Source organism: Mycetohabitans sp. B8 (assembly GCF_021991875.1).
GTDB lineage: Bacteria > Pseudomonadota > Gammaproteobacteria > Burkholderiales > Burkholderiaceae > Mycetohabitans.
Map to the genome: position 1 here is coordinate 1 of NZ_JAHLKR010000008.1, position 23198 is coordinate 23198.

The 23198-nt window shown below is 62.2% G+C and carries 23 protein-coding genes and 1 pseudogene; 10 read left to right on the forward strand and 14 right to left on the reverse strand.

The genetic code is table 11. From position 1 onward, the window contains the following. A pseudogene (locus KQH60_RS02505) lies at positions 1-241 on the reverse strand (IS110 family transposase); the annotation flags it as partial. 593 nt (positions 242-834) lie between these two features. Here KQH60_RS02505 and KQH60_RS02510 point away from each other — a divergent pair. Together KQH60_RS02510 and KQH60_RS02515 are read left to right on the forward strand one after the other, a co-directional pair. After that, positions 835-1713, forward strand: a complete 879-nt coding sequence (locus tag KQH60_RS02510) for a hypothetical protein (RefSeq protein ID WP_237575023.1) — start codon at positions 835-837, stop codon at positions 1711-1713. Further along, positions 1710-1961: a hypothetical protein gene (locus tag KQH60_RS02515; protein WP_237575024.1), complete on the forward strand. Its 252-nt coding sequence runs from the start codon at positions 1710-1712 to the stop codon at positions 1959-1961. Before KQH60_RS02510 ends, KQH60_RS02515 begins: the two co-directional genes overlap by 4 nt. 30 nt (positions 1962-1991) lie before the next feature. On the opposite strand, the gene KQH60_RS02520 is transcribed toward KQH60_RS02515, so the two are convergent. Then, on the reverse strand, positions 1992-2300 hold the full coding sequence (locus tag KQH60_RS02520) for a hypothetical protein (RefSeq protein WP_237575025.1): 309 nt from the start codon (positions 2298-2300) through the stop codon (positions 1992-1994). On the opposite strand from KQH60_RS02520, the gene KQH60_RS02525 reads away from it, so the two are divergent. Together KQH60_RS02525 and plsY are read left to right on the forward strand one after the other, a co-directional pair. Further along, positions 2299-2790: an aminoacyl-tRNA deacylase gene (locus KQH60_RS02525; RefSeq protein ID WP_237575026.1), complete on the forward strand. Its 492-nt coding sequence runs from the start codon at positions 2299-2301 to the stop codon at positions 2788-2790. The genes KQH60_RS02520 and KQH60_RS02525 overlap by 2 nt on opposite strands. A gap of 136 nt (positions 2791-2926) precedes the next feature. After that, positions 2927-3565, forward strand: a complete 639-nt coding sequence (plsY, locus tag KQH60_RS02530) for a glycerol-3-phosphate 1-O-acyltransferase PlsY (RefSeq protein WP_237575027.1) — start codon at positions 2927-2929, stop codon at positions 3563-3565. 12 nt (positions 3566-3577) lie between these two features. On the opposite strand, the gene KQH60_RS02535 is transcribed toward plsY, so the two are convergent. After that, on the reverse strand, positions 3578-4063 hold the full coding sequence (locus KQH60_RS02535; RefSeq protein WP_237575028.1) for a YajQ family cyclic di-GMP-binding protein: 486 nt from the start codon (positions 4061-4063) through the stop codon (positions 3578-3580). A 203-nt stretch (positions 4064-4266) separates the two neighbouring features. Between KQH60_RS02535 and murB the strand changes: the two genes are divergently transcribed. Then, on the forward strand, positions 4267-5316 hold the full coding sequence (gene murB, locus KQH60_RS02540) for a UDP-N-acetylmuramate dehydrogenase (RefSeq protein ID WP_237575029.1): 1050 nt from the start codon (positions 4267-4269) through the stop codon (positions 5314-5316). A 230-nt stretch (positions 5317-5546) separates the two neighbouring features. Here murB and argF read toward each other — a convergent pair whose 3' ends face one another. After that, on the reverse strand, positions 5547-6479 hold the full coding sequence (gene argF / locus KQH60_RS02545) for an ornithine carbamoyltransferase (protein ID WP_237575030.1): 933 nt from the start codon (positions 6477-6479) through the stop codon (positions 5547-5549). Positions 6480-7063: 584 nt separating this feature from the next. On the opposite strand from argF, the gene KQH60_RS02550 reads away from it, so the two are divergent. Continuing rightward, entirely contained in the window at positions 7064-7411 is a 348-nt protein-coding gene (locus tag KQH60_RS02550; RefSeq protein ID WP_237575031.1) for a DUF3579 domain-containing protein, read from the forward strand. Between the two features lie 252 nt (positions 7412-7663). Here KQH60_RS02550 and rpsT read toward each other — a convergent pair whose 3' ends face one another. Then, complete coding sequence (gene rpsT, locus KQH60_RS02555; protein WP_013434237.1) at positions 7664-7939, reverse strand: 30S ribosomal protein S20; 276 nt, start codon at positions 7937-7939, stop codon at positions 7664-7666. A 357-nt stretch (positions 7940-8296) separates the two neighbouring features. On the opposite strand from rpsT, the gene murJ reads away from it, so the two are divergent. Together murJ and KQH60_RS02565 are read left to right on the forward strand one after the other, a co-directional pair. Next, positions 8297-9847: a murein biosynthesis integral membrane protein MurJ gene (gene murJ, locus KQH60_RS02560; RefSeq protein ID WP_237575032.1), complete on the forward strand. Its 1551-nt coding sequence runs from the start codon at positions 8297-8299 to the stop codon at positions 9845-9847. Between the two features lie 7 nt (positions 9848-9854). Beyond that, on the forward strand, positions 9855-10697 hold the full coding sequence (locus KQH60_RS02565) for a SirB1 family protein (protein ID WP_237575033.1): 843 nt from the start codon (positions 9855-9857) through the stop codon (positions 10695-10697). 220 nt (positions 10698-10917) lie between these two features. Here the strand turns inward: KQH60_RS02565 and adk are convergent, their stop codons facing one another. From adk to lpxK, 4 genes are all read right to left on the reverse strand, one after another. Further along, positions 10918-11580, reverse strand: coding sequence for an adenylate kinase (adk, locus tag KQH60_RS02570; protein ID WP_237575034.1), 663 nt, complete (start codon positions 11578-11580; stop codon positions 10918-10920). Between the two features lie 198 nt (positions 11581-11778). Then, positions 11779-12594 (reverse strand): 3-deoxy-manno-octulosonate cytidylyltransferase, encoded by an 816-nt coding sequence (gene kdsB, locus KQH60_RS02575; RefSeq protein ID WP_237575035.1) that lies wholly within the window; start codon positions 12592-12594, stop codon positions 11779-11781. Between the two features lie 4 nt (positions 12595-12598). Further along, positions 12599-12793 carry a Trm112 family protein gene (locus KQH60_RS02580; protein WP_104076066.1) on the reverse strand — a complete coding sequence of 65 codons (195 nt, stop codon included), beginning with the start codon at positions 12791-12793 and terminating at the stop codon, positions 12599-12601. Beyond that, positions 12774-13799: a tetraacyldisaccharide 4'-kinase gene (gene lpxK, locus KQH60_RS02585; RefSeq protein ID WP_237575036.1), complete on the reverse strand. Its 1026-nt coding sequence runs from the start codon at positions 13797-13799 to the stop codon at positions 12774-12776. Before lpxK ends, KQH60_RS02580 begins: the two co-directional genes overlap by 20 nt. A 435-nt stretch (positions 13800-14234) precedes the next feature. Here lpxK and xseA point away from each other — a divergent pair, with 435 nt between their 5' ends. Both xseA and sodB read left to right on the forward strand, forming a co-directional pair. After that, positions 14235-15611, forward strand: a complete 1377-nt coding sequence (xseA, locus tag KQH60_RS02590) for an exodeoxyribonuclease VII large subunit (RefSeq protein WP_237575037.1) — start codon at positions 14235-14237, stop codon at positions 15609-15611. Positions 15612-15905: 294 nt separating this feature from the next. Continuing rightward, the gene (sodB, locus tag KQH60_RS02595) at positions 15906-16490 is read left to right on the forward strand and encodes a superoxide dismutase (RefSeq protein ID WP_237575038.1); all 585 of its coding nucleotides are present in this window, start codon (positions 15906-15908) and stop codon (positions 16488-16490) included. Positions 16491-16536: 46 nt separating this feature from the next. Here sodB and KQH60_RS02600 read toward each other — a convergent pair whose 3' ends face one another. The 5 genes from KQH60_RS02600 to KQH60_RS02620 form a co-directional block, all read right to left on the reverse strand. Next, positions 16537-17841, reverse strand: a complete 1305-nt coding sequence (locus KQH60_RS02600; protein WP_237575039.1) for an EAL domain-containing protein — start codon at positions 17839-17841, stop codon at positions 16537-16539. Between the two features lie 201 nt (positions 17842-18042). Next, positions 18043-19491 (reverse strand): multidrug transporter subunit MdtD, encoded by a 1449-nt coding sequence (gene mdtD, locus KQH60_RS02605; RefSeq protein WP_237575040.1) that lies wholly within the window; start codon positions 19489-19491, stop codon positions 18043-18045. Between the two features lie 257 nt (positions 19492-19748). Then, positions 19749-20042, reverse strand: coding sequence for an ABC transporter substrate-binding protein (locus tag KQH60_RS02610; RefSeq protein ID WP_237575041.1), 294 nt, complete (start codon positions 20040-20042; stop codon positions 19749-19751). A gap of 130 nt (positions 20043-20172) precedes the next feature. Further along, complete coding sequence (fusA, locus tag KQH60_RS02615) at positions 20173-22284, reverse strand: elongation factor G (RefSeq protein WP_237575042.1); 2112 nt, start codon at positions 22282-22284, stop codon at positions 20173-20175. Positions 22285-22543: 259 nt separating this feature from the next. Beyond that, positions 22544-23029 carry a DUF192 domain-containing protein gene (locus KQH60_RS02620; RefSeq protein WP_237575281.1) on the reverse strand — a complete coding sequence of 162 codons (486 nt, stop codon included), beginning with the start codon at positions 23027-23029 and terminating at the stop codon, positions 22544-22546. Positions 23030-23198: the final 169 nt, after the last annotated feature.

The following is a 23198-nucleotide window of genomic DNA, read 5'->3' on the forward strand; positions in this document are numbered from 1 at the left end:
CCTCATAACTGACCACCACACGCACACCTTGGGGCAGCGACCATTTCTGCTTGTACCGCTCAATCACCTCCAATAGGGCTTGCACTCGCATGGCCGCTTGCGCGCCCCTTACCGTGTGCACCGCTGGACTCTGTCTGCGTCCATCATGCAGCGCAATCTTCCATTGGGCCCCCGCCAGTTCGAGTGATGTTGCCAGTATTACGTTCTCAGCATCGACTCCGGTTAAGTGATCTGTACGCATGATAGCCTCCGTTGCGTTCGCCTTGATTCACTTAAGCTTACGACTTAAGCTTCGGTTGGTCTCTCGCTACATAGGATCTAATTAGGCCGAATCCGGTTGCGTTTGGAATTGATAGTTTTATCGATCTTGGAACGTTCACTGCAACAGAAAAGTAGCCACTTTGGGGGGCAATGATCAACGAGATAGGAAATTACATAAAAGGATCGGACTGGTTAACCAAACAAAAGAATCCGGAGATTATGAAAAGATGAAAAGATTTAAGATTATTGATGACGGTAACCTAACTAGAAGTATCCGCATTATATTTTATGCAATTGGTATAGGGCTCGGCTACGTGAGTTTGGAGTACTGGCATTCGACGCTGATTTTTACATTAGGTCTATTTCTTGCGGCCATAGCGGGGTATTCTAGTCGAGCGGCTATGCTCAAGATCAAGCCGTTCGACAACTTGTACCACAAAGCTCGGAAAAACTATAAGGAGAAGGGGGATACTGAGAAGGACAGGGTAAAATAGAAGCGATGCTCAATTAATCTTACCTCGTACACATTTCTGGATAAGGGCGATATCGGATAATGAGCGCTTCAACCGGCAGTTGCACCAGGGCGAATACGATTTAGTGAAGAAGCACGCGGAGCTTGTAGCGCAGAGGCTGTGGATCAATGAACAGGAAGCGGAAGGCCAGATCGTCGCAGAGATATTGCGCAATTCGGATCAGCAGACAGCAAAAGCGACAGGCGGCAAGCACGATTACGAGATTCGCCACATCGTGGGCTGCCAGCACCTGAATTGCTTTGGTGATAAGAAGGATCCGCAATATGCGAATCACGATTACAATCGCGAACTTATCGAACCAAATCGATCTTCGTACGACTTAGGTCAGCAGCAGTTTGGACAAGGCCAGACGTATAACGAATTAGTCAAATCGAACATTCAGAAAGATCCGGTTGGCGCAACATTGGCCGGTGCGGGGATGATTGGACTAGGGGTGGTGACAGGTGGTTCGCTGGCTCCGGCGAGCACGATGGGGGCGGGTGCGCTTTTGGGGCTGGGAGCCAATGGCGGCGTCCAACTCATGGGTGACCAGCCGTTTGACTGGACGAGCTTTGCGTTGTCGGGAGTGACGAGCGCGGTATCGACGGGGATGAAATTTGTGCCGGTGTTCATGACGGGCGTCGGCGGTGCGTTGACCGGCTCAGCACTGCAAGGTCAGAACCCGAATGCGGCGATGGCGGGCGCGGCGGCGGGGACGGTGATTGGGTATTCGATTGGGGCCAAAATTGAGAGCAAGCTCAATGACGTGCTGAATCCCTGGTATCGGCAGGAGTGGGTGGATGTTGGGATGGGAGTGTCGAAGTATGTGCCGCCGAGTACGATTCCGTCGTGGGTAGGCAGTGCATTGGGTGGCGCGGCACAAGAGAAAATGGGTGCTACTGTGCAGAACAAGCTTGACGAAGAAGCTGCAAAGAAATGAAGCCGAAGACAAGCTTTGAATGGTTTCGCTGGATGTACTACGTGCTGCTCTGGCTGATTGCAATGGGAATCGGTATCGCTACCATTGAACTTGCTGCCGGCCCTGCGCTGCAATGGCTGCTGTATGACATTCCATATCAATTGCCAACGTGGAATCGGGCTGGCCGAATGGTGGTGTTTGTTGTTCTGTTCAGTTTGTTCGCAGGAACAGTGACGTGGTTCAGTGAAAAAAAGTCATCAGGTCGATAGTCTGATGAACACCCAGCATATGCTGGGTGTTCATCGTCTGCGGCGTTTGCCTACTGCGGTGTTAGGGATAATGGGCACGCCGCCGATCATGTAATGATGTTTTGGTGTGGTAGTAAGGCGCAGGTGCCGATAACCGATGCTGGAGAGGACGTACTGACCGGGTAGAAATGCGGCGTGAGCGAGCAGGTCATTGGTGATCTGCATCCGTGGGAAAGTGATGCGTTGGGTCTGGGCGAACAGCAGGAAGCCATTGAAGCGACTCACCGTGGCGCGTGCCGGCGCGAGCGCCGTAGGAATTCCCAGCATTGAAGCGGGGAGAATGGCAAAATTAATCTCCATGGCGAAGAATAAGCACGTTTCACAAACGCCGGCCACCCAACTGCTGCGACATCACCACGTTGAGTTCAGTGAGCATTTCTACGACTACGTGGAGCGCGGCGGCACCGCTGAATCGGCACGGCAGCTCGGCGTACCCGAGCATTGTGTGATCAAGACGCTGGTGATGGAGGATGAGCATGCGAAACCGCTGATTGTGCTGATGCACGGCGATCGCACGGTGTCGACTAAGAACCTGGCGCGGCAAATCGGCGCTAAGCGCATCGAGCCGTGCAGGCCCGACGTCGCGAACCGGCATTCAGGTTACCTGGTCGGCGGCACGTCGCCATTCGGCACGCGCAAGCCGCTGCCGGTGTATGTGGAGCGCACGATCCTGTCGCTCGAACGGATTTACCTGAACGGCGGGCGTCGAGGGTATCTCGTGAGCCTCGCCCCGGCGGTACTCACGACACTGCTGGCCGCCACGCCGGTGGACTGCGCGAGCGGGGACTGAATGCGGATGATCGCGGCACGCTGCGCGCTGTCTTGTATGATGCGTCATGCGTCGGCACAGCGGGTTTCACGCGCGCCTGAGCACGGCCGGGGTTAGGTAGAATGACGCGTTTTGAACGAGTTGCACGTCCTTCTCCATGGCTAACCTGCTTGTCGCCGTCGCGGCGTACCTGATCGGCTCGATATCGTTCGCGGTGGTGGTTAGCGCCGCGATGGGGCTGTCCGACCCACGCACCTATGGCTCGAAGAACCCCGGCGCGACCAATGTGCTGCGCAGCGGCAACAAGACGGCGGCGGTTCTGACGCTGCTTGGTGATGCTTTTAAGGGGTGGCTTGCCGTCTGGCTCGTCACGCATGTCGGCGCCGCATACGGGCTCGACGCATTCTCGGTGGCGCTGGCATCGATCGCCGTATTCCTCGGTCACCTGTATCCGGTGTTTTTCCGCTTCAAGGGCGGCAAGGGCGTAGCTACCGCGGCCGGCGTGCTGCTCGCGATCGACCCGGTACTTGGCATGGCGACTGCCGCCACGTGGCTAATCATTGCTTTCTTTTTCCGCTACTCGTCGTTGGCCGCACTGATCTCGGCGCTGTTCGCGCCGTTGTTTGACCTGTTCATGTTCGGTCGCAACCCGATCGCCGGGGCTGTCATTGCCATAAGCGTGCTGCTGGTGTGGCGGCACCGTGCGAATATCAGCAAGCTACTGGCCGGACAGGAAAGCCGGATTGGCGACAAGAAAGGCGCACCCGGCCGCGATGGTGACGGTGGGGGCCGCTAGGCGACGCGCCGCTCAGTCGCGAAAATTATTGAAATCCAGCGGGGTGTCGCTCACCTCTTTGCGTAGCATCGCAATGACGGATTGCAGATCGTCGCGCTTGGCGCCGCTCACGCGCACCGCGTCGCCCTGTATGCTGGCTTGCACTTTGATCTTGCTGTCCTTGACCAGCTTGACGATCTTCTTCGCGAGATCGCCCGACACCCCCTTTTTAACGGTGACGAGTTGCTTAACCTTGTCGCCGCCGATTTTTTCGATCTTGCCGTAGTCGAGAAAGCGCACGTCGACCTGGCGCTTGGCCATTTTCTGCAACAACACGTCTTTGACCTGACCGAGCTTGAAATCGTCGTCGGCGAACAGCGTCAGCTCACGTTCCTTCTGCTCGACACGCGCATCCGATCCCTTAAAGTCAAAGCGCGTCGAGATTTCCTTGTTCGACTGCTCGACCGCGTTCTTGACCTCGACCATGTTAGCTTCCACGACTACATCGAACGACGGCATTGCATTTTCTCCCGAAAGAACTGTCAGTGCGGCTGCGCGACGCCCGGTGTGCGATGCCGGGACGATCGTGACGAGCCGCTATAATGCGACACATTTCGTCATTTTACCGATGGCCTGCGTTTTGCCAAATCGCGCGTCACGCCTGCTGTGCCACAGCGGGCCGCGGTGCGCGTCAGCGGCAATGACCTATGACGGCCTTTGCGATGCCCCGATTGACTGACGCTAACCTGGCGCCCGATGCGCTGCAGACGGATTATCCGCTGCGAGATCACAATACGTTTGGCTTCGATATGCGCGCGCGACTGGGCGGCGCGATCCGCTCGGAAGCCGCGCTCGCCGCGCTGCGCACCGATCGGCGGATCGCCGGCATGCCGCGCCTGGTGCTCGGCGCGGGCAGCAATGTCGTGCTCACGCGCGACTTCGATGGCGTGGCGATCGTGATCGACTTGCGCGGCAGGCGCGTCGTCGCGCAGACCGACGATGCGTACATCGTCGAGGCCGCGGCCGGCGAGCGCTGGCACGACTTCGTTGACTGGACGCTGCAACAAGGCATGGCCGGGCTAGAAAATCTCGCACTGATCCCCGGCACGGTCGGCGCCGCGCCGGTGCAGAATATTGGTGCATATGGCCTCGAGCTTGCCGAACGCTTCGAACGGTTGCGCGCGCTCGACATGGTCGACGGGCGTATCGTGGAGCTCGATGCACAAGCCTGCGCGTTCGGCTATCGCGACAGTGTATTCAAACATGCAGCGCGCGGCCGGCTGATCATCCTATCCGTCGCGTTTCGCTTGCCGAAGCGATGGCGCGCCCGCGCTTCGTACGCGGACGTGGCAAGCCGGCTCGCCGCAAGCGGGATGGGTGAGCCAACGGCGCGACAGATCTTCGACGCGGTTACCGCGATCCGGCGTGAAAAGCTGCCTGACCCGGGGGTCTTGGGCAACGCAGGCAGTTTTTTCAAAAATCCGATCGTCGACGCTGAGCAGTTTGCGGCGCTGCGTGCGAAGGAGCCGGATATCGTGCACTACACGCAACGCGATGGCCGCGTCAAGCTGGCCGCCGGTTGGATGATCGATCGCTGCGGGTGGAAAGGGCGCTCGATCGGCGCGGCCGCCGTGCACGAGCGCCAGGCCTTGGTGCTGGTCAATCGCGGTGGCGCAACCGGCGAACAGGTTTTGGCGCTGGCGCAGGCGATCCGCGCCGATGTCAGCCAGCGCTTCGGCGTGGAACTCGACATGGAGCCGCTCGTCGTCTGAATCCGCGCATCCGCAGCGCTGGTGCTGCGGGCTTGCCGCTGTCCGCCGGAACTGCGGGGCGGCTGTTGCGCATCGGGTGCTGGGCACGACGTGTCGCGCGGCGCCCGACGCGCGTCGGCCGTGCGCCGCGACATGGGCGAGCGGCGTGTTGTACTGGATCTGCGCGGCGCCCTGCAACGGCCGGCTCGACGGTTCGTTCCGCCGTCGCGGCGCACGGCCGACGACAGGACTTAATGATTCAGGCGGCCGAGCATCAAGAACTCCATCAGCGCTTTTTGCACGTGCAGCCGGTTTTCGGCCTCGTCCCACACGACGCTTTGCCGACCGTCGATGACGTCGGCGCTTACTTCCTCGCCGCGATGCGCGGGCAGGCAATGCATGAACAGCGCGTCAGGCTGTGCGAGCGCCATCAGTTCCGCATCGACGCACCAATCCGCAAACGCGGCCTTGCGCGCGTCGTTTTCTTGTTCGAAGCCCATGCTAGTCCACACATCGGTCGTGACCAGGTGGGCGCCTTCGCAGGCGGCGCGCGGATCGTCGGTTTCCTCAACCGATGCCAGGTGCGCCGGGTCGATCGATGCGTGATTGAGCCTGTATCCCGGCGGCGTCGACACGCGAAGCTTGAAACCGAGGATGTGCGCGGCCTCGATCCATGTATAGGCCATGTTATTCGCGTCGCCTACCCACGCGACGGTTTTGCCGCGGATCGGTCCCCGGTGCTCGTGGAACGTGAAGACGTCGGCCAGCACCTGGCACGGGTGATACTCGTTGGTCAGCCCATTGATGACCGGAACGCGCGAATTTTCCGCAAAGCGCCGCAGGATGTCCTGGCCAAACGTGCGAATCATAATGATGTCGACCATTCGCGATATGACCTGCGCGGCATCCTCGATCGGTTCGCCGCGGCCCAGCTGTGTGTCGCGCGTGCTCATGAAAACCGCGTGGCCGCCCAGTTGAAAGATCCCGGCTTCGAACGAGAGCCGCGTGCGCGTCGAGTTTTTCTCGAAGATCATGGCCAGCGTGCGATCGTGCAACGGGTGGTAGGTTTCGTAGTTCTTGAACTTCTGTTTCAGAATCCGGGCGCGCTCCAGTACGTAGTCGTAATCGTCGGCAGAAAAATCCCGGAACTGCAGGTAGTGGCGGATCGTCTTGGTGGAGGTCATAAAAACAGATACGGCGGACTGAGCCGGTCAGTACGCCGGGCGCCGCCGCTTGCTATGTGGATCATTCTATCCAGCATAAAGGATTTCGGTGCCTTTGACGAGCCGGCCTACGCCCGCTGCCGCGCCAAACCGGGCATCGCTATTTTGCACGGCGCCGGACGGTTCTCATGTGCGGGCGACGCGGCCGGGTCGCCGGCGGGTAACAAGGCGGTGAAGGCGGCGATGGCGGCGATGGCGGCGATGGCGGCGATGGCGGCGATGGCGGCGCGCGCCAGCTTGTGCGTTTTGCGTGTGCCCCCGGTTCGGCGCGATGACTGTTCAGCGTGCAGGCAGGTTCAGCGCGAAGGTGCGACAACGACGGGAAAGCGCGGATCCGGTATCCCTGGGCTGGGTGGTGCGCTGCGGCAAGGGACCGCGTGCGCTATAATAAACGGCTTTCGCGGCGAGCCTGCCGCCGTGGTGTCGCGCTGCGCGCGCGGCAGTACGGCGTGGGAAAGCACGTCCGTGCGTCGCGTAGCCTCATTTGCCCTGTTCGTGGGTGCCGTCGAGTCGGTGCTGGCGGGGCGGTCTTTCAGGTGTTCCACATGGGCGACTCATCCTCAACCGAATACTTCATTCAAGGCATTACCAAGAGCGGAAAGAAGTTTCGGCCGAGTGACTGGTCGGAGCGGCTGTGCGGTGTGATGTCGTCGTTTGGTCCAGGGGCGACGGGGCCGAACGCGAAGCTGAAGTATTCGCTATACGTGCGGCCTGTAATGCTCGGTGATATCAAGACGGTGATCGTCGATTCGCGGCTGCGCGACATTGAGCCGATGGCTTTTGATTTCGTGATGAATTTCGCACGGGACAACGATCTGGTGGTGACCGAAGCCTGCGAGTTGCCGATCGAACATCCAGTGCAACGCGCCGCGCCCAAACGCGAGGTCGGCTAAGCGGCGACGGCGAGCGACTGTCGCGGGCAGCGCCTGCCGCCGGATTTGCGTGGCCGCGCAGCGCCCTGCAGGGTTGCCATCTAAGTGCAAAAAGCCCGCAATCGCGGGCTTTTGCTTCGACTACTCCACTCCATCGCTGCGCCACCGGTGTTGTGCCGGGCTGACTCGGTGCGTTTTGACGAAACCGGGTCTTTACACGACGCGCCCCGCTTGACGGGCCGCGCCGCGGGCGATCAACCGGCGCGTGGGGCTTTACGCTGCAGCCTGCGCCAGACCTTTGATGGCCGCGGCCAGGCGGCTCTTGTGGCGAGCGGCCTTGTTCTTATGGATGATCTTCTTGTCGGCGATGATGTCCAGCGTCTTCGACGATTGCTTCAGCACCTCGGCAGCCTTTGCCTTGTCGCCGGATTCGATCGCCTTGCGCACGGCCTTGATCGCGGTACGCATTTTGGAGCGCAGCGCAGAATTGTGTGAGTTGGCTTTCGCGGCCTGACGGGCACGCTTGCGAGCTTGTGCGGAGTTAGCCATGACGGTTCCTTATCCTGTTTCCAGCGGTATTGGAGTATGAGCCGCGGGGAACGGTTGCCCGGCGGACTATCGAAACGGCGGATTATAACAATAAAACAACGGGATGCGCAATCGGCGTCCCCCTCCCAGATCGACCTAGGTAGACGCGTCCGATCAGCTGCAGTGGCGACGGGCGCGGGCGGCCCATTTACCATCGCTCCGGGGCCGCAGCCATGGACCGCAGCCATGGATCACTGCCATGGACCACTGCCTTGGGTCTTGGGGGACGAGCGTCACGCCGCGCTGCCATCGGTCAGCGCTGCTACCGCGGCGTGCCGTGGTCGTGTCCGTCGCATAGGGTCCGTATAATGCCGCCGCATGAATCTATTCCGCGCCCTCGTCACCGTCAGTGGCTTCACCTTGCTTTCCCGGATCACCGGATTGGCGCGTGAAACGCTGATTGCTCGCGCTTTTGGCGCCAGCCTGTACACCGACGCGTTCAATGTCGCATTCCGTATCCCGAATCTGCTGCGGCGACTGTCCGCCGAGGGCGCATTTTCGCAGGCGTTCGTGCCGATCCTGGCTGAGTTCAAGAGCCAGAAGGGGCACGAGGCGACGCGTACGCTAGTCGACGCGACCGCTACCGTGCTGGCCTGGGTGCTGGTCGGCCTGTCAGTGCTGGGTATCGCCGGCTCCGGGTTCGTCGTGTGGGTGGTCGCATCGGGGTTGCGTCACGACGCTCAGGCGTTCGGGCTCTCGGTGACGATGACACGGATCATGTTTCCATACATTGCGCTGATCTCGCTGACATCGCTGGCATCCGGCGTCTTGAATACTTATCGGAATTTTTCGCTGCCGGCATTTGCGCCTGTCCTGCTCAATGTGAGCTTCATTGTCGCGGCGTTGGTCATTGCACCGCGCCTGGCCACCCCGATCTACGCGCTCGCTTTCGCAGTGTTGGCCGGCGGCGTGCTGCAGCTGCTTGTGCAACTGCCGGGGCTGAAACGGGTTCAAATGATGCCCCGAATCGGGCTCAATCCGGTCCGCGCGCTGGCCCACCCCGGGGTCAAGCGCGTTCTGTGGAAAATGATGCCCGCCAGCTTCGCAGTATCGGTCGCCCAGCTATCACTGATTGTCAATACCAATATCGCTTCGCACCTGGCGCCCGGTAGCGTATCGTGGTTATCGTACGCGGATCGGCTAATGGAGTTCCCGACCGCGTTGCTGGGTGTCGCGCTCGGCACGATTCTATTGCCCAGTTTATCTAAGGCGCACGCGGATGCCGATGCGGCAGAATATTCGGCGCTGCTCGACTGGGGTTTGCGGCTCACTTTTCTGCTGGCTGCCCCCAGTGCTGTCGCGCTGTTCGTCTACGCTGAACCCTTAACAGCCACACTGTTTAATTATGGAAGGTTTTCGGGCCACGATGTCGTGATGGTGTCGCGTGCATTGGCCGCCTATGGGTTGGGGTTGCTCGGGCTGATCCTGATCAAAATCCTCGCGCCCGGTTTTTATGCTAAACAGGACATCAAGACCCCAGTGAAGATCGCGTTGGCGGTGCTAGTCGTCACGCAATTGTGCAATGTCGTGTTCGTGCCCCATCTTGCCCATGCGGGCTTGTCGCTGAGCATCGGCATTGGCGCATGCGTGAATGCGCTGCTGCTGTTCGCCGGCTTGCGTCGGCGCTCGATCTACGTGCCATCGGCCGGATGGGGGCTGTTTTTCGTGCAGTTGGCCGGTGCATGCCTTGTGCTTGCCGGCGTGATGCGCTGGTTCAACCAGTCGTTCGATTGGGTCGCACTGGGGCTCCACCCGGGTATGCGCATTGCAGTACTAGGCGCTACGCTGCTCATCCTTGCCGCGCTCTATTTTGCGATGTTGTTTTTGATGGGCTTCAAATATGCGTACTTCCGCCGCCGCGTGAAATAACGAGCCGATGACGACTTCCCGAATACTCGATTTTTTCACCGCATTAGTCGCGCAGGACGAGAGCCTGCCGCTGACCGAGGCCGCCTTGTCACTAGCGCAGGATGCCTATCCGGACCTGGACGTGCAGGGCACCCTCGCGGACATCGACGCGCTGGTGATGCGGCTGCGTCGACGCATGCCGCAGAGCGCCGACGTGGCGCAGAAGTTGTCAATGCTAAATCGATTCTTTTTCCAAGAGTTGGGATTTGGCGCGAACCTGAACGACTACTATGATCCGGACAACAGCCATCTGAACATGGTGCTCAAGAAGCGACGCGGCATTCCGATTTCGCTCGCCGTGATCTACTTGGAAATGGCCGAGCAACTCGGATTACCCGTCAAGGGCGTGTCGTTCCCGGGTCACTTTCTGTTGCGGGCGACTATCACGGAAGGCGAAGTGATGCTGGACTCCACAACCGGCGAGTCGCTGAGCAAGTCGCGTATGGTCGAGATGCTCGAGCCGTATTTGGACAAGGGCGGGCAATCGATCGCTGGCACGCTGCACGCGCTGCTGCAGCCGGCTACCGAGCGGGAGATCATCGCGCGGATGTTGCGCAATTTGAAAGCGATCTACCTGCAGACCGAACGCTGGCAACGGCTGTTGGCTGTCCAACAACGACTCGTCATCTTGCTGCCGGAGAACATCGAGGAAGTCCGCGATCGCGGCTTCGCGTATGCGCGGCTGGACTATCTACGACCGGCACTGGACGATCTGGAGCGCTATCTGGAGCAGGAGCCCGACGCGGCCGATGCGACTGTCATCGAGTCGCAATTGCAGGAGTTGCGCCAGCGTACGCGTCACGGCGATTAACGTCTCAACGCGGCAGCAACGGGTCCGGGTCTAGCCTGGGCCGTGCCCGCACCCAAGCCCGAGGCGCCACCCGTGATGACAAAAACGTTGTCGCGGATCGGCATGTCGATTGTCTGCTGATGTCGATACGCGTGCACCCTCGTGAGCCGCGCGCATGGGCGGCGCCACGATCGTGGCGATCCTAAATCGTTGTGTCTTGGATCGCGCCGTTTTGTGCCGGTTACTGCAGCGCGTCGAACACGCGTTGACGGATCTCGTCGACGGTGCCGAGCCCGGAGATTTTCCGGTATCGGGGAGCATTCAGCCCATTCTCGTCACCGTGCTGTGCCCATTGCATATAGTAGTCGATCAACGGGCACGTTTGCGCGACGTAGACTTCCAGGCGCTTGCGGACCGTTTCTTCCTTGTCATCGTCGCGCTGAACCAGAGGTTCGCCGGTCACGTCGTCGACCATGTCGACCTTCGGCGGATTGAACTTGATGTGATACGTGCGTCCCGATGCCGGGTGCGTGCGGCGCCCGCTCATGCGCTCGATGATCTCGTCGAACGGTACGTCGATCTCCAGCACGTAGTCGATCGCCACGCCAGCCTGCTTCATCGCATCGGCCTGTGGGATCGTGCGCGGAAAGCCGTCGAACAGGTAGCCGTTCTTGCAATCGGCCTGCTGAAGCCGTTCCTTGACGAGTCCGATGATCAACGTATCTGGAACGAGCTCGCCCGCGTCCATGTAGCGCTTGGCCTCCACGCCGAGCGGCGTGCCGGCCTTTACGGCCGCTCGCAGCATGTCGCCGGTCGAGATTTGCGGGATTGCAAACTTGTCCTTGATAAAGTTTGCCTGGGTGCCCTTGCCCGCGCCAGGGGCGCCTAACAGGATCAAACGCATGATGATTCTCTCCGAGATTGCTTGTGAATTCTGTGAGCGGGCAAGCCATCAGCGTCGCACGCTAATCTGACTGCAGCCTGACGCACGGTGCGTATGCGCGGCAGACAACGCGTCGCCAATAGGCGCCGTACCTGCCCCCGCCTGTCGCTACCGGGCGCGTGGCATAAGCGCCCGATTATGCCACGCGGCGCCCGATCCTCAGCCTCGCCGGGCGAGAATCGCGCGAACTCGCTCCAGGTCCGCCGGCGTGTCGACACCGGGCGGCGGCGCGTGTGGCGTAAGCAACACCGCGATCCGTTCCCCATGCCACATCGCCCGTAGTTGCTCGAGTGCCTCGGCGATTTCAACCGGGGCCTGCGAAAGGTCGGGGTAGCGGCGCAGGAAGCCAGCCCGGTATGCGTACAGGCCGATATGACGATGTACCGCAGTGCTCGGCGCCGGCAGCCGCGCGATGTCGACCACGGGCGCCGCGCCGTCCTCCGGACTCCATTGCGGCTGGTACGCATCGCGTGACCATGGGATCGGCGCGCGGGAAAAATACAGTGCGATGCCGCGGGCATCGAGGACCACCTTCACGATGTTCGGATTAAAGACCTCCGCCGGCTCGGCGATCGGATGGGCGGCAGTGGCAATCGCACAATCGGGATTGGCGGCCAGGTGCGCGGCGACGCTGGCGACCAGCCGCGGCTCGATCAGCGGTTCGTCGCCTTGCACATTGACCACCAGCGCGTCATCGGGCAGTCGGCAAGCCTGGACCACTTCGGCCAGCCGGTCGGTGCCGCTCGGATGGTCGGTGCGGGTCAGCAGCGTCTCGATGCCATGCGCTCGGCACGCATTGAGCACGACTTCGGCGTCGGTGGCGACCAACACGCGGCTCGCGCCTGACGCGCGGGCCTGCTCGGCCACGCGTACCACCATGGGTTTGCCGGCTAGGTCGGCGAGCGGCTTGCCTGGCAGACGGGTGGACGCGAGGCGGGCCGGAATGACGACGATGAATGGAACGGCGGCGTGCATCGGATCAGTTGCCGGCCGGCTCGACCGGCGTGCCTTCGACCGTCTGGCGCGCCTCATCGACCAGCATCACTGGAATGCCGTCGCGGATTGGATACGCGAGCTTATCGGCATGGCAAATCAGTTCCTGCGCGTTGCGATCATGGTGCAGAGGCCCCTTGCACAGCGGGCAGACGAGGATTTCAAGCAGGCGAGCGTCCACGAAGTTTCTCCACAACGAGCGCAATCAGGCGAGGATCGAGCGTGGCATCAACGGGCACCGCCCATAGACGCGTGTCACGCCAAGCCGTGCATTTTACCGCATCCTTTTCGGTGATTAGGATCGCATCGGCTGCATCGGTCACGAACGGGTTCTCATCGAAAGGATAGTGGTCGGGCAGCGCGCGTGTCGCGGGCACAAGGCCGCTCGCACGCAGGGTCGCGAAGAAACGCTCCGGCGCGCCGATGCCGGCAGCGGCCAGCACACGCTCGCCGGCAAACTGCGCCAGCGGCCGGCGCAGGCGCGGATTATCCAGGTGCCATGCGTCGGCGGGCTGCAGCGTCAGCGCGAAAGTCGACGGCCATGGTGGCAGGCTGCGCTCGTAAGGACTGTTGATCAACGTTGCGTCGCGGGCGCGACTCAGCGGTTCGCGCAACGGCCCGGCGGGCAGCAGGAACCCGTTGCCCCCTAGTCGGTGATCGAAGACCACCAACTCGATGTCGCGCGCGAGCCGGTAGTGCTGCAGGCCGTCGTCGCTGACGATCACATCCACTTCCTGATGGGCCTGCACCAGCGCACGGGCGGCCGCGACTCGGTCCGGACAGACCCACACGGGCACCCCGGTGCGGCGGGCGATCAGCAGTGGCTCATCGCCCGCCAGTGCAGGCGGCGACGCGGGGATGACCGCGGTGGGCCGCGCGATGCGCGCGCCATAGCCGCGCGACACCACGCCGGGCTTGAAGCCTGCGTCGCGCAACGCCTCGATCAGCGCGATGACGGTGGGTGTCTTACCGGTGCCGCCGACTGTTACGTTGCCCACCACCACGACCGGTACGCTGACGTGCCACGTCTTGCGCCAGCCGCGCGCATACGCGAGTCGGCGCAGCGCGCAGACGGCGGCAAACAACTGGGACAAGGGCCATAGCGTGTACGCAAACACGCCACGGCGCTGCCATTCACGCGAGAACATAGGCTCGAGATGGGCGATGATGGCACGGGGCAGCGGCATAGGCATGGCGGTGTGTACGGATGGGGTAGGGCGCCGGACAACGGCACGGCAGGCCGCCACTCTAACGTGGCGCAGGCGCGTGCGGCAAGCCGGCTGACAGGCGGGGTGGGCCTGATGTCTGCACGGGCGCGCCGATCATATTTGTCCCCGATGGGTTCGATGCCGACATACGTTGATGCCCGCATACTATCCCCAGTTATTGTAGATAACTTTGTGGAAATCCCGGGGTTACCGCCGGTAAGCTCATGGATCAGAAAGGTTTTTAGTGACTTGCCGTCCCCTGGAGCAGCGCGCAAAGCCTTACGCGGCAAAAGGTTTGACGCTCTCGCGCGGGTACGGCCGACCGGTGCGGCGCAAAGACCGGTAGAATCGACCGTGTGGACAGATGCGGCCCCGCCGGGGCGTACCAGATCCTCTCGTCCTCAATACCGTCCGATGACAGCAGAATTTTCCTCCTCGGCTCCCTTTGTCGGCGGCGACGCGGTGATTCCCGTGTCTGCCTTGAATCGCGCGATCGGCACCTTGCTCGAGCGTGCGTTTGCGCTCGCCTGGATCGCCGGCGAAGTCTCGAACTTTACGCGGGCAGCCAGCGGCCATTGGTATTTCTCGATCAAAGACGATCGTGCGCAGATTCGTTGCGTGATGTTCCGTGGCCGTGCCCAATATGCGCAGTTCACGCCGCGCGAGGGCGATCGGATCGAAGTGCGCGCCACGGTGGCGATGTACGAGCCGCGCGGCGAATTGCAGTTGAACGTGGAGGCTCTCCGGCGCACCGGGCAAGGTCGGCTGTACGAAGCGTTTTTGAAGCTGAAGGCGCAACTCGAGGCCGAGGGCCTGTTCGCCGCTGAACGCAAGCGCGCGCTGCCGCCGCACCCGCGGGCCATTGGTATCGTCACATCATTGCAAGCCGCGGCGCTGCGCGACGTGCTGACCACGCTTGCACGGCGCGCCCCGCATGTGCCGGTCATCGTCTACCCGGCGCCGGTGCAGGGCGCTGACGCGGCCGCGCGCGTCGAGGCAATGATCGGCACGGCCAACCGCCGTGCCGAAGTCGATGTGCTGATCGTGTGCCGTGGCGGTGGTTCGATCGAGGACTTGTGGGCATTCAACGACGAATCGCTCGCGCGGGCAATCGCCTCCAGCGTGTTGCCGATCGTGTCCGGCGTCGGGCACGAAACCGATTTTACGATTGCCGACTTCGCGGCCGATGTTCGCGCGCCGACGCCGACGGCGGCCGCGGAACTGGTCAGTGCGCAACGCACCGTGCTGTTGCGCGAGTTGGACCATCGCCACGCGGCGCTGGCACGCGGTTTTGGCCGGATGATGGAGCGGCGCGCGCAGCAGTTAGACTGGCTCGCGCGCCGGCTCGTGAGCCCGTCTGAGCGGATCGCTAGGCAGCGTCAGCACCTGCGGCAATTGTCGCTGCGGTTGTGCTCGGCCGGCGCGCGTCCGGTGCGGGACGCGCGCGCGCGGCTAACGATGGTTCAGTTGCGCTGGCGGCGCGGCCGGCCTGACTTGGAGCGGGCGGCCGAACGTGTGCAGCGGCTCGGGCAGCGCTTGCGCGATGCACTGCACAGGCAGCACGAGCGTCGCCGCGCGCAGGTATCCGAGTTGGCTGCCCGCACCGAATTGCTCAGTCCGCGGCGCACGCTGGAGCGCGGCTATGCGGCGCTGATCGACCCGCACAGCGGCGCGGCGGTGCGCGCACCGGACGCGCTCAACCCGGGCCGCCGCGTGACGGTACACCTCGCGCACGGCAGCGCGGATCTCGGCATTGCGCACGTGCAACCTCGCTTCGATGAGACGTTTTAGGGCGGCGCGCGGGCGGCGCCCTTTCGTGCGGATGGTGGGCGGCGCGAAGGGGGCGCGAAACCGGCAGGCTGGAGGTGAGCGTCGCATGCCCGCGGCGTCGGCGATATCGACGTCGTCTGTTGTGTGCAGAATGGCGCGCTGCCGAGCAGTTCTTGCTCATTTACAGGAGCAAGCAAAGCAATGCCGCGCATAAAGGGCCGACGATTTGCGAGGTTATTCCAACTCACCTAGAATCAAGTGTTCGGCAGCATGACTCCCCCTGGTCCCCAATCCGTTATAAAGGAAGTTTGCACCATGGCACAACATACGCTCCCCCCTCTGCCGTTCGCGAAGAATGCGCTGGCTCCGCACATCTCGGAAGAGACGCTGGAATTTCACTACGGCAAACACCACCAGGCCTATGTGACGAACCTGAACAACCTGATTCCGGGTACAGAGTTCGAGAACCTGTCGCTGGAGGAGATCGTCAAGCAATCGTCGGGCGGCATCTTCAACAACGCAGCACAAGTGTGGAACCACACGTTTTTTTGGAACAGCCTGTCGCCGCAGGGCGGCGGCACGCCGACCGGCAAGCTCGGTGACGCGATCAACGCGCAGTGGGGCTCGTACGACGCATTCAAGGAAGCTTTCGCAAAGGTGGCGGTCGGCACGTTCGGCTCCGGCTGGGCCTGGCTCGTGAAAAAGGCCGATGGCTCACTGGATATCGTCTCGACCAGCAATGCCGCGACGCCACTGACGACCGACGTCACGCCGTTACTGACGCTGGACGTCTGGGAGCACGCGTACTATATCGACTATCGCAACGCGCGTCCGAAGTTTGTCGACGCATTCTGGAACGTTGTGAATTGGGATTTTGCCGCCAAGAACTTCGGCGTGTGAAGCTCGCGCGCGGCATCGCCGCGCGTGTACCTGCAACGCGTCGCTCCTACGCGAGCGACGCGCCATTCCAGTCGATATCCGCGCACAGCACCATGAGGCGGTCCGCCACCCGTACCGCAATCGACGCAGTCACGCAAAGCTGCGCGTCATTGATCGACAGGTACGGCGGCGTGAATTGCACGTAGCCCGGTGTATGAACCGCCGACGTGAAGTACGGCCGGCGCTCCCAACTGGCCCCTTCCGAATGCTGCAATGGCGCGAAGCGCTTCGCACGCCGTTTCTGGCGTCCGGGCGCCACCACGTTGTCGCCAATCTGCAGGCCCGCGTCGTCGAGCAAAAAGCAGCGCGCCGTTTGACCGAGTGCCAACATGCCCGCACTGGCCGCTTGCATGGATGCGCCGCCGGCCAGGTGCCGCGCCCCGCTTTCCAGCGCCGCGACATAAGGTGCAAGGCGGGCTTTTTCGTTCGCCGAGCGCGTGGTGATGCGTTCACGCAGCGCACCGCTCAAGTGATCCAGCCTGCCGGCCGTGTCGGCCTGTGACGCCACGTCGACGTCGGGTGGCGCAAAGAAGTTGCCTTGCATGAAATCGACGTTGCATTCCAGCGCGATCAGCGCCTCGCGCTCGGTCGCGAGCCCACCGAGCAGCACGAGCTGTCCCGACTCGTGCAGCAACGAAACGAGCCCGGGCAATACCCGTTCGATATGCGTGTGCTCGATCGCCTGCTGCATGATGTACCGGTCCAGCGTGACGATGTCCGGCTGCAACGCCCACACACGCTCGATATTCGAATGCTTGACACCGAAGCCGTCTAGGGCGATCAGAAATCCCGCTCGCCGCAGGTTGTTGATGACATCGGCGAATCGCTTCGTTTCGCCGCCAGCCTGTTCCGCTGGCAACTCCAGCACGACACCTTGCGTCGCCAGTCCGAGCGTTTTCATTGCCGCGACCAGTGCGTCTGCATAGCTGGTGTCGGTCAGCGCGACCGGCGTCAGGCTCAGGAACAGCCATTCGTCTTGTTTCTCGAGCGCGCAGAAGTTGTTCAGGTGCAGCGATTCGGCGAGCCGCCCGAGTTCCAGTAGGTCGCCTTGTCGCGCTGCCTGCACGAATACCTCGTGCGACGGCACGTGTTCGCGTGTCGCATCGCGCGCGCGCAGTGACGCGTGGTACCCGATCGCGCGCCGGTGTGACACGCTCAATACCGGCTGGAAAACGCTGAAGATCGTATAGTCGCCGTAGCGCACGGTCCGGCGCGCGCCTTCGTCGCCGGAGAACGGGCGAACCGGCGACAAGCCTGCTGACTCGACATCGAGCAGGCTGGAAGGCCAAGGGGATGCTTTAGAAGGCGTCATAAACTCAATACCACGGGGTCGCGTCCTGCTCACAACCTCAGCATAGCGGCATTCAGACTGTTTGCAAGTTCTGTGCGAAGCAATACGCCGGCGCGGCGTAGGCAGCACGCGGTGCCCGCTTCGGGCGGTGCCCCGGTGCGGTGCGTACGCGTGGAGCGATGGCGTTGCGCAATGCGTGACATGCACGCAGCCGTGCGCCGCTTAGAGGGTCTCGGCATCGCCATTGTGCCTTCCCGTGCTGCGGATGTCCGGCGCCAACTGCCCGAAGATCCAGGCGGATAACGCGGTGATCACGCCGATGCAGACAAATGTCGCGTGAAATGCCGGCAGCGTTTGCGAGGGCGCGATGTGTCCGAATAGGGCTGTGAACGTGGCGAGCAGCGCGCCGGCAATCGTGACCCCCAAGCTCATCGACAGCATTTGCACCAGCGAAAACAGGCTGTTGCCGCTGCTTGCCCCTTCGCGTCCAAGATCTTTCAGCGTCAGCGTATTCATCGCGGTGAATTGCACCGAATTCACGCCGCCGAAGAGGGTTAATTGCATGAGTCGGATCCACAGCGGCTGCTCTGGCGACATCAGCGCAAAACTGGCCATGGTCGCCCCGACCAGGACGGTGTTGGCCAGCAGCACGCGGCGGTAGCCGTGGCGCATGATCAACGTCGTGACAATGCGCTTGGACATCATGCCGGCCGCTGCCACCGGTAGCATCATCAGGCCCGCATGAAACGGCGTGTAGCCCAGGCTTACCTGCAGCAGCAGCGGCAACAGATAGGGCATCGCGCCGCTGCCGATGCGCGCGAACAGATTACCCAGCAGGCCGACGCTGAACGTGTGAATACGGAACAACTCGAGCGAGAACAGCGGGTGCGGGCTGCGCGTCGCGTGCAGTCCATAGGTCGTCAGGCACGCGAAGGCCAGCACCAGCAATACCAGCACGAGCGCATGCGCCAACCGCAACTCGGCTAGCCCGTCCAATGCCAGCGTCAACGCCAGCATGGCCACGACGAGCAACAAGTAGCCCTTCACGTCGAAGCGCTCGACTTTGTCCAGCGGTTCGCCGAGCATAAACAGCGCCGTCGCGATGCAGCCCGCCAGGCCGACCGGCACGTTAATCAAGAATACCCAGTGCCATGACGCGACGTCGGTCAGCCAGCCGCCCAGCGTCGGCCCGATCAATGGCCCGACCAGCCCGGGAATCGCCACGAAGCTCAGTGCCGGCAGGTAGCGCTCGCGTGGGAAGCTGCGCAGCACGGCAAGCCGTCCGACGGGCAATAGCATCGCACCGCCCACGCCCTGTACCACCCGCGAGGCGACGAGTTGCCAGAGGGCCGACGCGCTCGCGCACATGAGCGAGCCAAGCGTGAAAATGAGGATGGCGCTGAAGAACACGCGTCGCGTGCCAAATCGGTCGGCCAAGAAGCCAGAAACCGGGATCATCAACGCCATCGTTAGCGAGTACGCGATCACCACGGACTGCATTCGCAATGCCGACTCGCCGAGGCTGCGCGCCATGGCTGGCAGTGCGGTATTGACGATCGTCGTATCCAGCGCCTGCATGAAGAATCCCGTTGCAACCAGCCATAGCATGATGGTCAGCTTGCGCTCCGGTGCAACGGCGTGGCGGGAGGGGCGAGACGGGGTTCCGGACATAGGTTAATCGGACGGTTTCGCAGCACAAGCCGTTATTCTAGGCGGCTTTGGCCCGCCGCTCGCGCTGTCTACCCGATAAAGCGCCGTGCCCGCGCATCGCCGGTTAGCGCGACGCTCACACGCACTCCGGGCTCTGGAACACGGATCAGCAGCACGTCGATTTGCTCGGCACTACGCCGCGCCAATTGCGGCGGTAGGGCCTGCCGGCGAACTGGATCGTTGCGCCGGAATCCGACGTGACCACGCCTAATGCGACCTTAGCCAGCGCTAATACGACATTGGCCAGCGTTGTCTTGCCGCGTGCGCCGGCACGATGGCCGCATTGTCGTTGCCAGACGATCGTAGTGCGGGACGTTGCCGTTAGGGGCGTCCAGATGGAATTCGACGGTATGGCTGTCCCGTGCCTGTGCCCGTGCCCGCGCCACCGGGCTGAGGCTGGGCCCGCCCTTGAGGGTGGAGGCAGCAGCCGACCCGGTTTGCGGGTCGCACAACCGCTCGAACGTTGCGACGACGTCGTTGGCAGTCAACGGCTTGCTGTCGTGAAAACGCACGTTCTTTCGCGGCCTAAACTTTTATCTGCTGCCGTTCGTCAATCGCGTGGTGCCACACCGGGTCGCGGCACGCCGCGGCGCGTGGCATGCGCGGCCGCGGCGCGGAAAGGGCGTGGGTCATGGGCGGGGCTTAGCGGGCCGACTTCGCGTTGATGACGGCGTCGGCGACATGCTGCGGACTTTCCGCGTAGTGCTTGAACTCCATCGTATAGGTCGCACGCCCCTGTGTCAGCGAGCGCAACGTGGTTGAATAGCCGAACATTTCGGCCAGTGGCACTTCGGCGCGCACCACCTTGCCGCCTCCGCCCGCGATGTCCTCCATGCCCTGGACAATGCCGCGGCGGCTGGACAGATCGCCCATCACGTTGCCCATAAAATCCTCCGGCGTTTCGACCTCAACCGCCATCACTGGCTCGAGCAGCACGGGCCGCGCGCGCCGCATGCCTTCCTTGAACGCGATCGAGCCGGCCATCCGGAATGCGTTTTCGTTCGAATCCACGTCGTGATATGAGCCGAACGTCAGCGTCACCTTGATGTCTACGACCGGATAGCCAGCCAGCACGCCAGCCTGCATCGCTTCACGGATGCCTCGGTCCACCGCCGGGATGAACTCGCGCGGAATCACGCCGCCCTTGATCGCGTCGACGAACTCATAGCCCTTGCCGGGCGGCTGCGGCTCCAGTGTGATCACCGCGTGCCCGTATTGGCCGCGGCCGCCGGACTGCTTGACGAACTTACCCTCGACGTTCTGCATTGCGTTGCGTACCGTCTCGCGATAGGCCACCTGGGGCTTGCCGACCGTCGCCTCAACGTTGAATTCGCGTCTCATCCGATCGACCAGGATTTCCAGGTGCAACTCGCCCATGCCAGAGATGATCGTTTGGCCTGACTCCTCGTCAGTCTTCACACGGAACGACGGGTCCTCCTGCGCGAGGCGGTTCAATGCGATACCCATCTTTTCCTGGTCGGCCTTTGTCTTCGGCTCCACGGCTTGCGAGATCACCGGCTCCGGAAAGATCATCCGCTCCAGGATGATCACGTTGTTCGGGTCGCACAGCGTATCGCCGGTGCTCGCCTCTTTCAGGCCGACCGCTGCGGCGATGTCGCCGGCGCGCACCTCCTTGATCTCGGTTCGCTCGTTCGCGTGCATTTGCAGGATACGGCCGATCCGTTCTCGCTTGCTCTTGGTCGGATTGAGCACGGTGTCGCCCGAGTTGACGACCCCTGAGTACACGCGGAAGAAGATGAGCTGACCGACGAACGGGTCCGTCATGATCTTGAACGCCAGTGCGGAGAACGGCTCGTCGTCGGCCGGATGCCGCTCGGCCTGTTCGTCGTCCGGCGTGTGGCCGAGGATCGCCGGCACGTCGACCGGTGACGGCAGGTAATCGATGACCGCGTCGAGCATCGCCTGCACGCCTTTATTCTTGAATGCACTGCCGCACAGCATCGGCACGATCTCATTGGCGATCGTGCGCTTGCGTAGTGCATCCTTGATCTCTTGCTCGGTCAGCGAATGATGATCGTCGAGGTATTTTTCGAGCAGTGCCTCGCTGGCTTCCGCTGCCGCCTCGACCATCTTGTCGCGCCATTGTTGCGCGAGTTCGGCTAGCTCGGCTGGGATGTCCCGGTACTCGAATTTCACGCCAAGGCTGTCCTCGTCCCAAATGATCGCCTTCATTTTGACCAGGTCAATGACGCCCTGAAAATGGTCTTCCGCGCCGATCGGAATTTGGATCGGCACCGCGACGCCGCGCAGCCGTTCGCTGATCTGCCGCTGCACGCGGAAAAAGTCCGCGCCGACGCGGTCCATCTTATTGACGAACGCGATGCGCGGCACGTTGTACTTATTGGCCTGGCGCCACACCGTTTCTGATTGCGGCTGAACGCCGCCGACCGAATCGTAGACCATGCACGCGCCATCGAGCACGCGCATCGAGCGCTCGACTTCGATTGTGAAGTCCACGTGCCCCGGGGTGTCGATAATATTGATCCGGTGTTCCGGATAGTTGCCCGCCATGCCTTTCCAGAACGCTGTGGTCGCCGCTGACGTGATCGTGATGCCGCGCTCCTGCTCTTGCTCCATCCAGTCCATCGTCGCGGCGCCCTCGTGCACTTCACCCATCTTATGGCTCACGCCGGTGTAGAAGAGGATGCGCTCGGTGGTCGTTGTCTTGCCGGCGTCAATATGGGCGCTGATGCCTATGTTTCGGTAGCGCTCGATGGGAGTTTTGCGGGCCACTTGAATCTCCTTCCTCGCGATGGATGGCCGGTCCGGCAGGCATCGGACACCGCGTCCGCCCGACGAACCGGGAAAAACGGCCTGCGCGGGCGCTTAGTAGCGCGCGCGCCAACAGACATAGGATAGCGTTGCGTGGGCCGTTTTGCTTGATTCGGTGAGCAAACGCGTTGCCCGACGAGCGGGTCGGGCAGACAGCAGGTGAGGTGTCGCGGTTTGGGGCGCCGTGGTCTGGGGCGCGATCAGGGTGCGGGCGCGATCATCAAGGTGCGGGCGGCAAGCCGAGCACGCGCATGCCAGGCTTGATGCCCTTTGATGCAAACCATCCCTTGCTCATCTCGAGCGCGTATATGCCATTGTGAGTGGGACAGTGGTTATTTTGTGTCTGCGCTTGCATCTCATCCAGATCCGTGATCGTGCCATCGGCGCGGATGAAGGCGATCGACAGCGGCAACGGCGTGTTTTTCATCCAGAAACAATGGACTGCGTTCTCGTCGAATACGAATAACATGCCTTCGTTCGGCGCCAGCGACTTGCGGAACATCAGCCCTTGCTCGCGATCGGCCGGGTTCGCGGCAATGGCCGCATCGACCACGTACATGCCGATCGTCAATGAGGCTCGCGGAAATTGCTCGGGGCGCTTCAGTGCGGCCGGCAGCGGCTGCGCCAGCGCGCCGCAGGCACCCAGCGCGAGCGTGACGCCGGTTACCAGCGCAGCGGCGGCACGGGCCAGCGGTGCGGGCCTCAAGGTATCGATGCAAGGCCGCGGCGAGGCGGGGCGCGCGTGCCGGGCGAGCACGTGGAGCAAGCGGGACACAGACAGCGCGGATCGCACCGGAACAACCACGGCAGACTCCTCGTAACGTCAATACGCGCATGTTACGCGAATCGCTGGGCAGTACCGACCAACAAAAAGG

Bases quoted from the DNA above. Each gene is read 5' to 3' on its own strand.
- murB (WP_237575029.1), top strand. From the start codon at position 4,267: ATGCCCCGATTGACTGACGCTAACCTGGCGCCCGATGCGCTGCAGACG.
- adk (WP_237575034.1), bottom strand. From the start codon at position 11,580: ATGCGTTTGATCCTGTTAGGCGCCCCTGGCGCGGGCAAGGGCACCCAG.
- lpxK (WP_237575036.1), bottom strand. From the start codon at position 13,799: ATGCCGCTGCCCCGTGCCATCATCGCCCATCTCGAGCCTATGTTCTCG.
- argF (WP_237575030.1), bottom strand. From the start codon at position 6,479: ATGACCTCCACCAAGACGATCCGCCACTACCTGCAGTTCCGGGATTTT.
- KQH60_RS02565 (WP_237575033.1), top strand. From the start codon at position 9,855: ATGACGACTTCCCGAATACTCGATTTTTTCACCGCATTAGTCGCGCAG.
- rpsT (WP_013434237.1), bottom strand. From the start codon at position 7,939: ATGGCTAACTCCGCACAAGCTCGCAAGCGTGCCCGTCAGGCCGCGAAA.
- sodB (WP_237575038.1), top strand. From the start codon at position 15,906: ATGGCACAACATACGCTCCCCCCTCTGCCGTTCGCGAAGAATGCGCTG.
- murJ (WP_237575032.1), top strand. From the start codon at position 8,297: ATGAATCTATTCCGCGCCCTCGTCACCGTCAGTGGCTTCACCTTGCTT.
- xseA (WP_237575037.1), top strand. From the start codon at position 14,235: ATGACAGCAGAATTTTCCTCCTCGGCTCCCTTTGTCGGCGGCGACGCG.
- KQH60_RS02520 (WP_237575025.1), bottom strand. From the start codon at position 2,300: ATGGAGATTAATTTTGCCATTCTCCCCGCTTCAATGCTGGGAATTCCT.
- plsY (WP_237575027.1), top strand. From the start codon at position 2,927: ATGGCTAACCTGCTTGTCGCCGTCGCGGCGTACCTGATCGGCTCGATA.
- KQH60_RS02515 (WP_237575024.1), top strand. From the start codon at position 1,710: ATGAAGCCGAAGACAAGCTTTGAATGGTTTCGCTGGATGTACTACGTG.
- KQH60_RS02535 (WP_237575028.1), bottom strand. From the start codon at position 4,063: ATGCCGTCGTTCGATGTAGTCGTGGAAGCTAACATGGTCGAGGTCAAG.
- KQH60_RS02600 (WP_237575039.1), bottom strand. From the start codon at position 17,841: ATGACGCCTTCTAAAGCATCCCCTTGGCCTTCCAGCCTGCTCGATGTC.
- kdsB (WP_237575035.1), bottom strand. From the start codon at position 12,594: ATGCACGCCGCCGTTCCATTCATCGTCGTCATTCCGGCCCGCCTCGCG.
- KQH60_RS02550 (WP_237575031.1), top strand. From the start codon at position 7,064: ATGGGCGACTCATCCTCAACCGAATACTTCATTCAAGGCATTACCAAG.
- KQH60_RS02525 (WP_237575026.1), top strand. From the start codon at position 2,299: ATGGCGAAGAATAAGCACGTTTCACAAACGCCGGCCACCCAACTGCTG.
- mdtD (WP_237575040.1), bottom strand. From the start codon at position 19,491: ATGTCCGGAACCCCGTCTCGCCCCTCCCGCCACGCCGTTGCACCGGAG.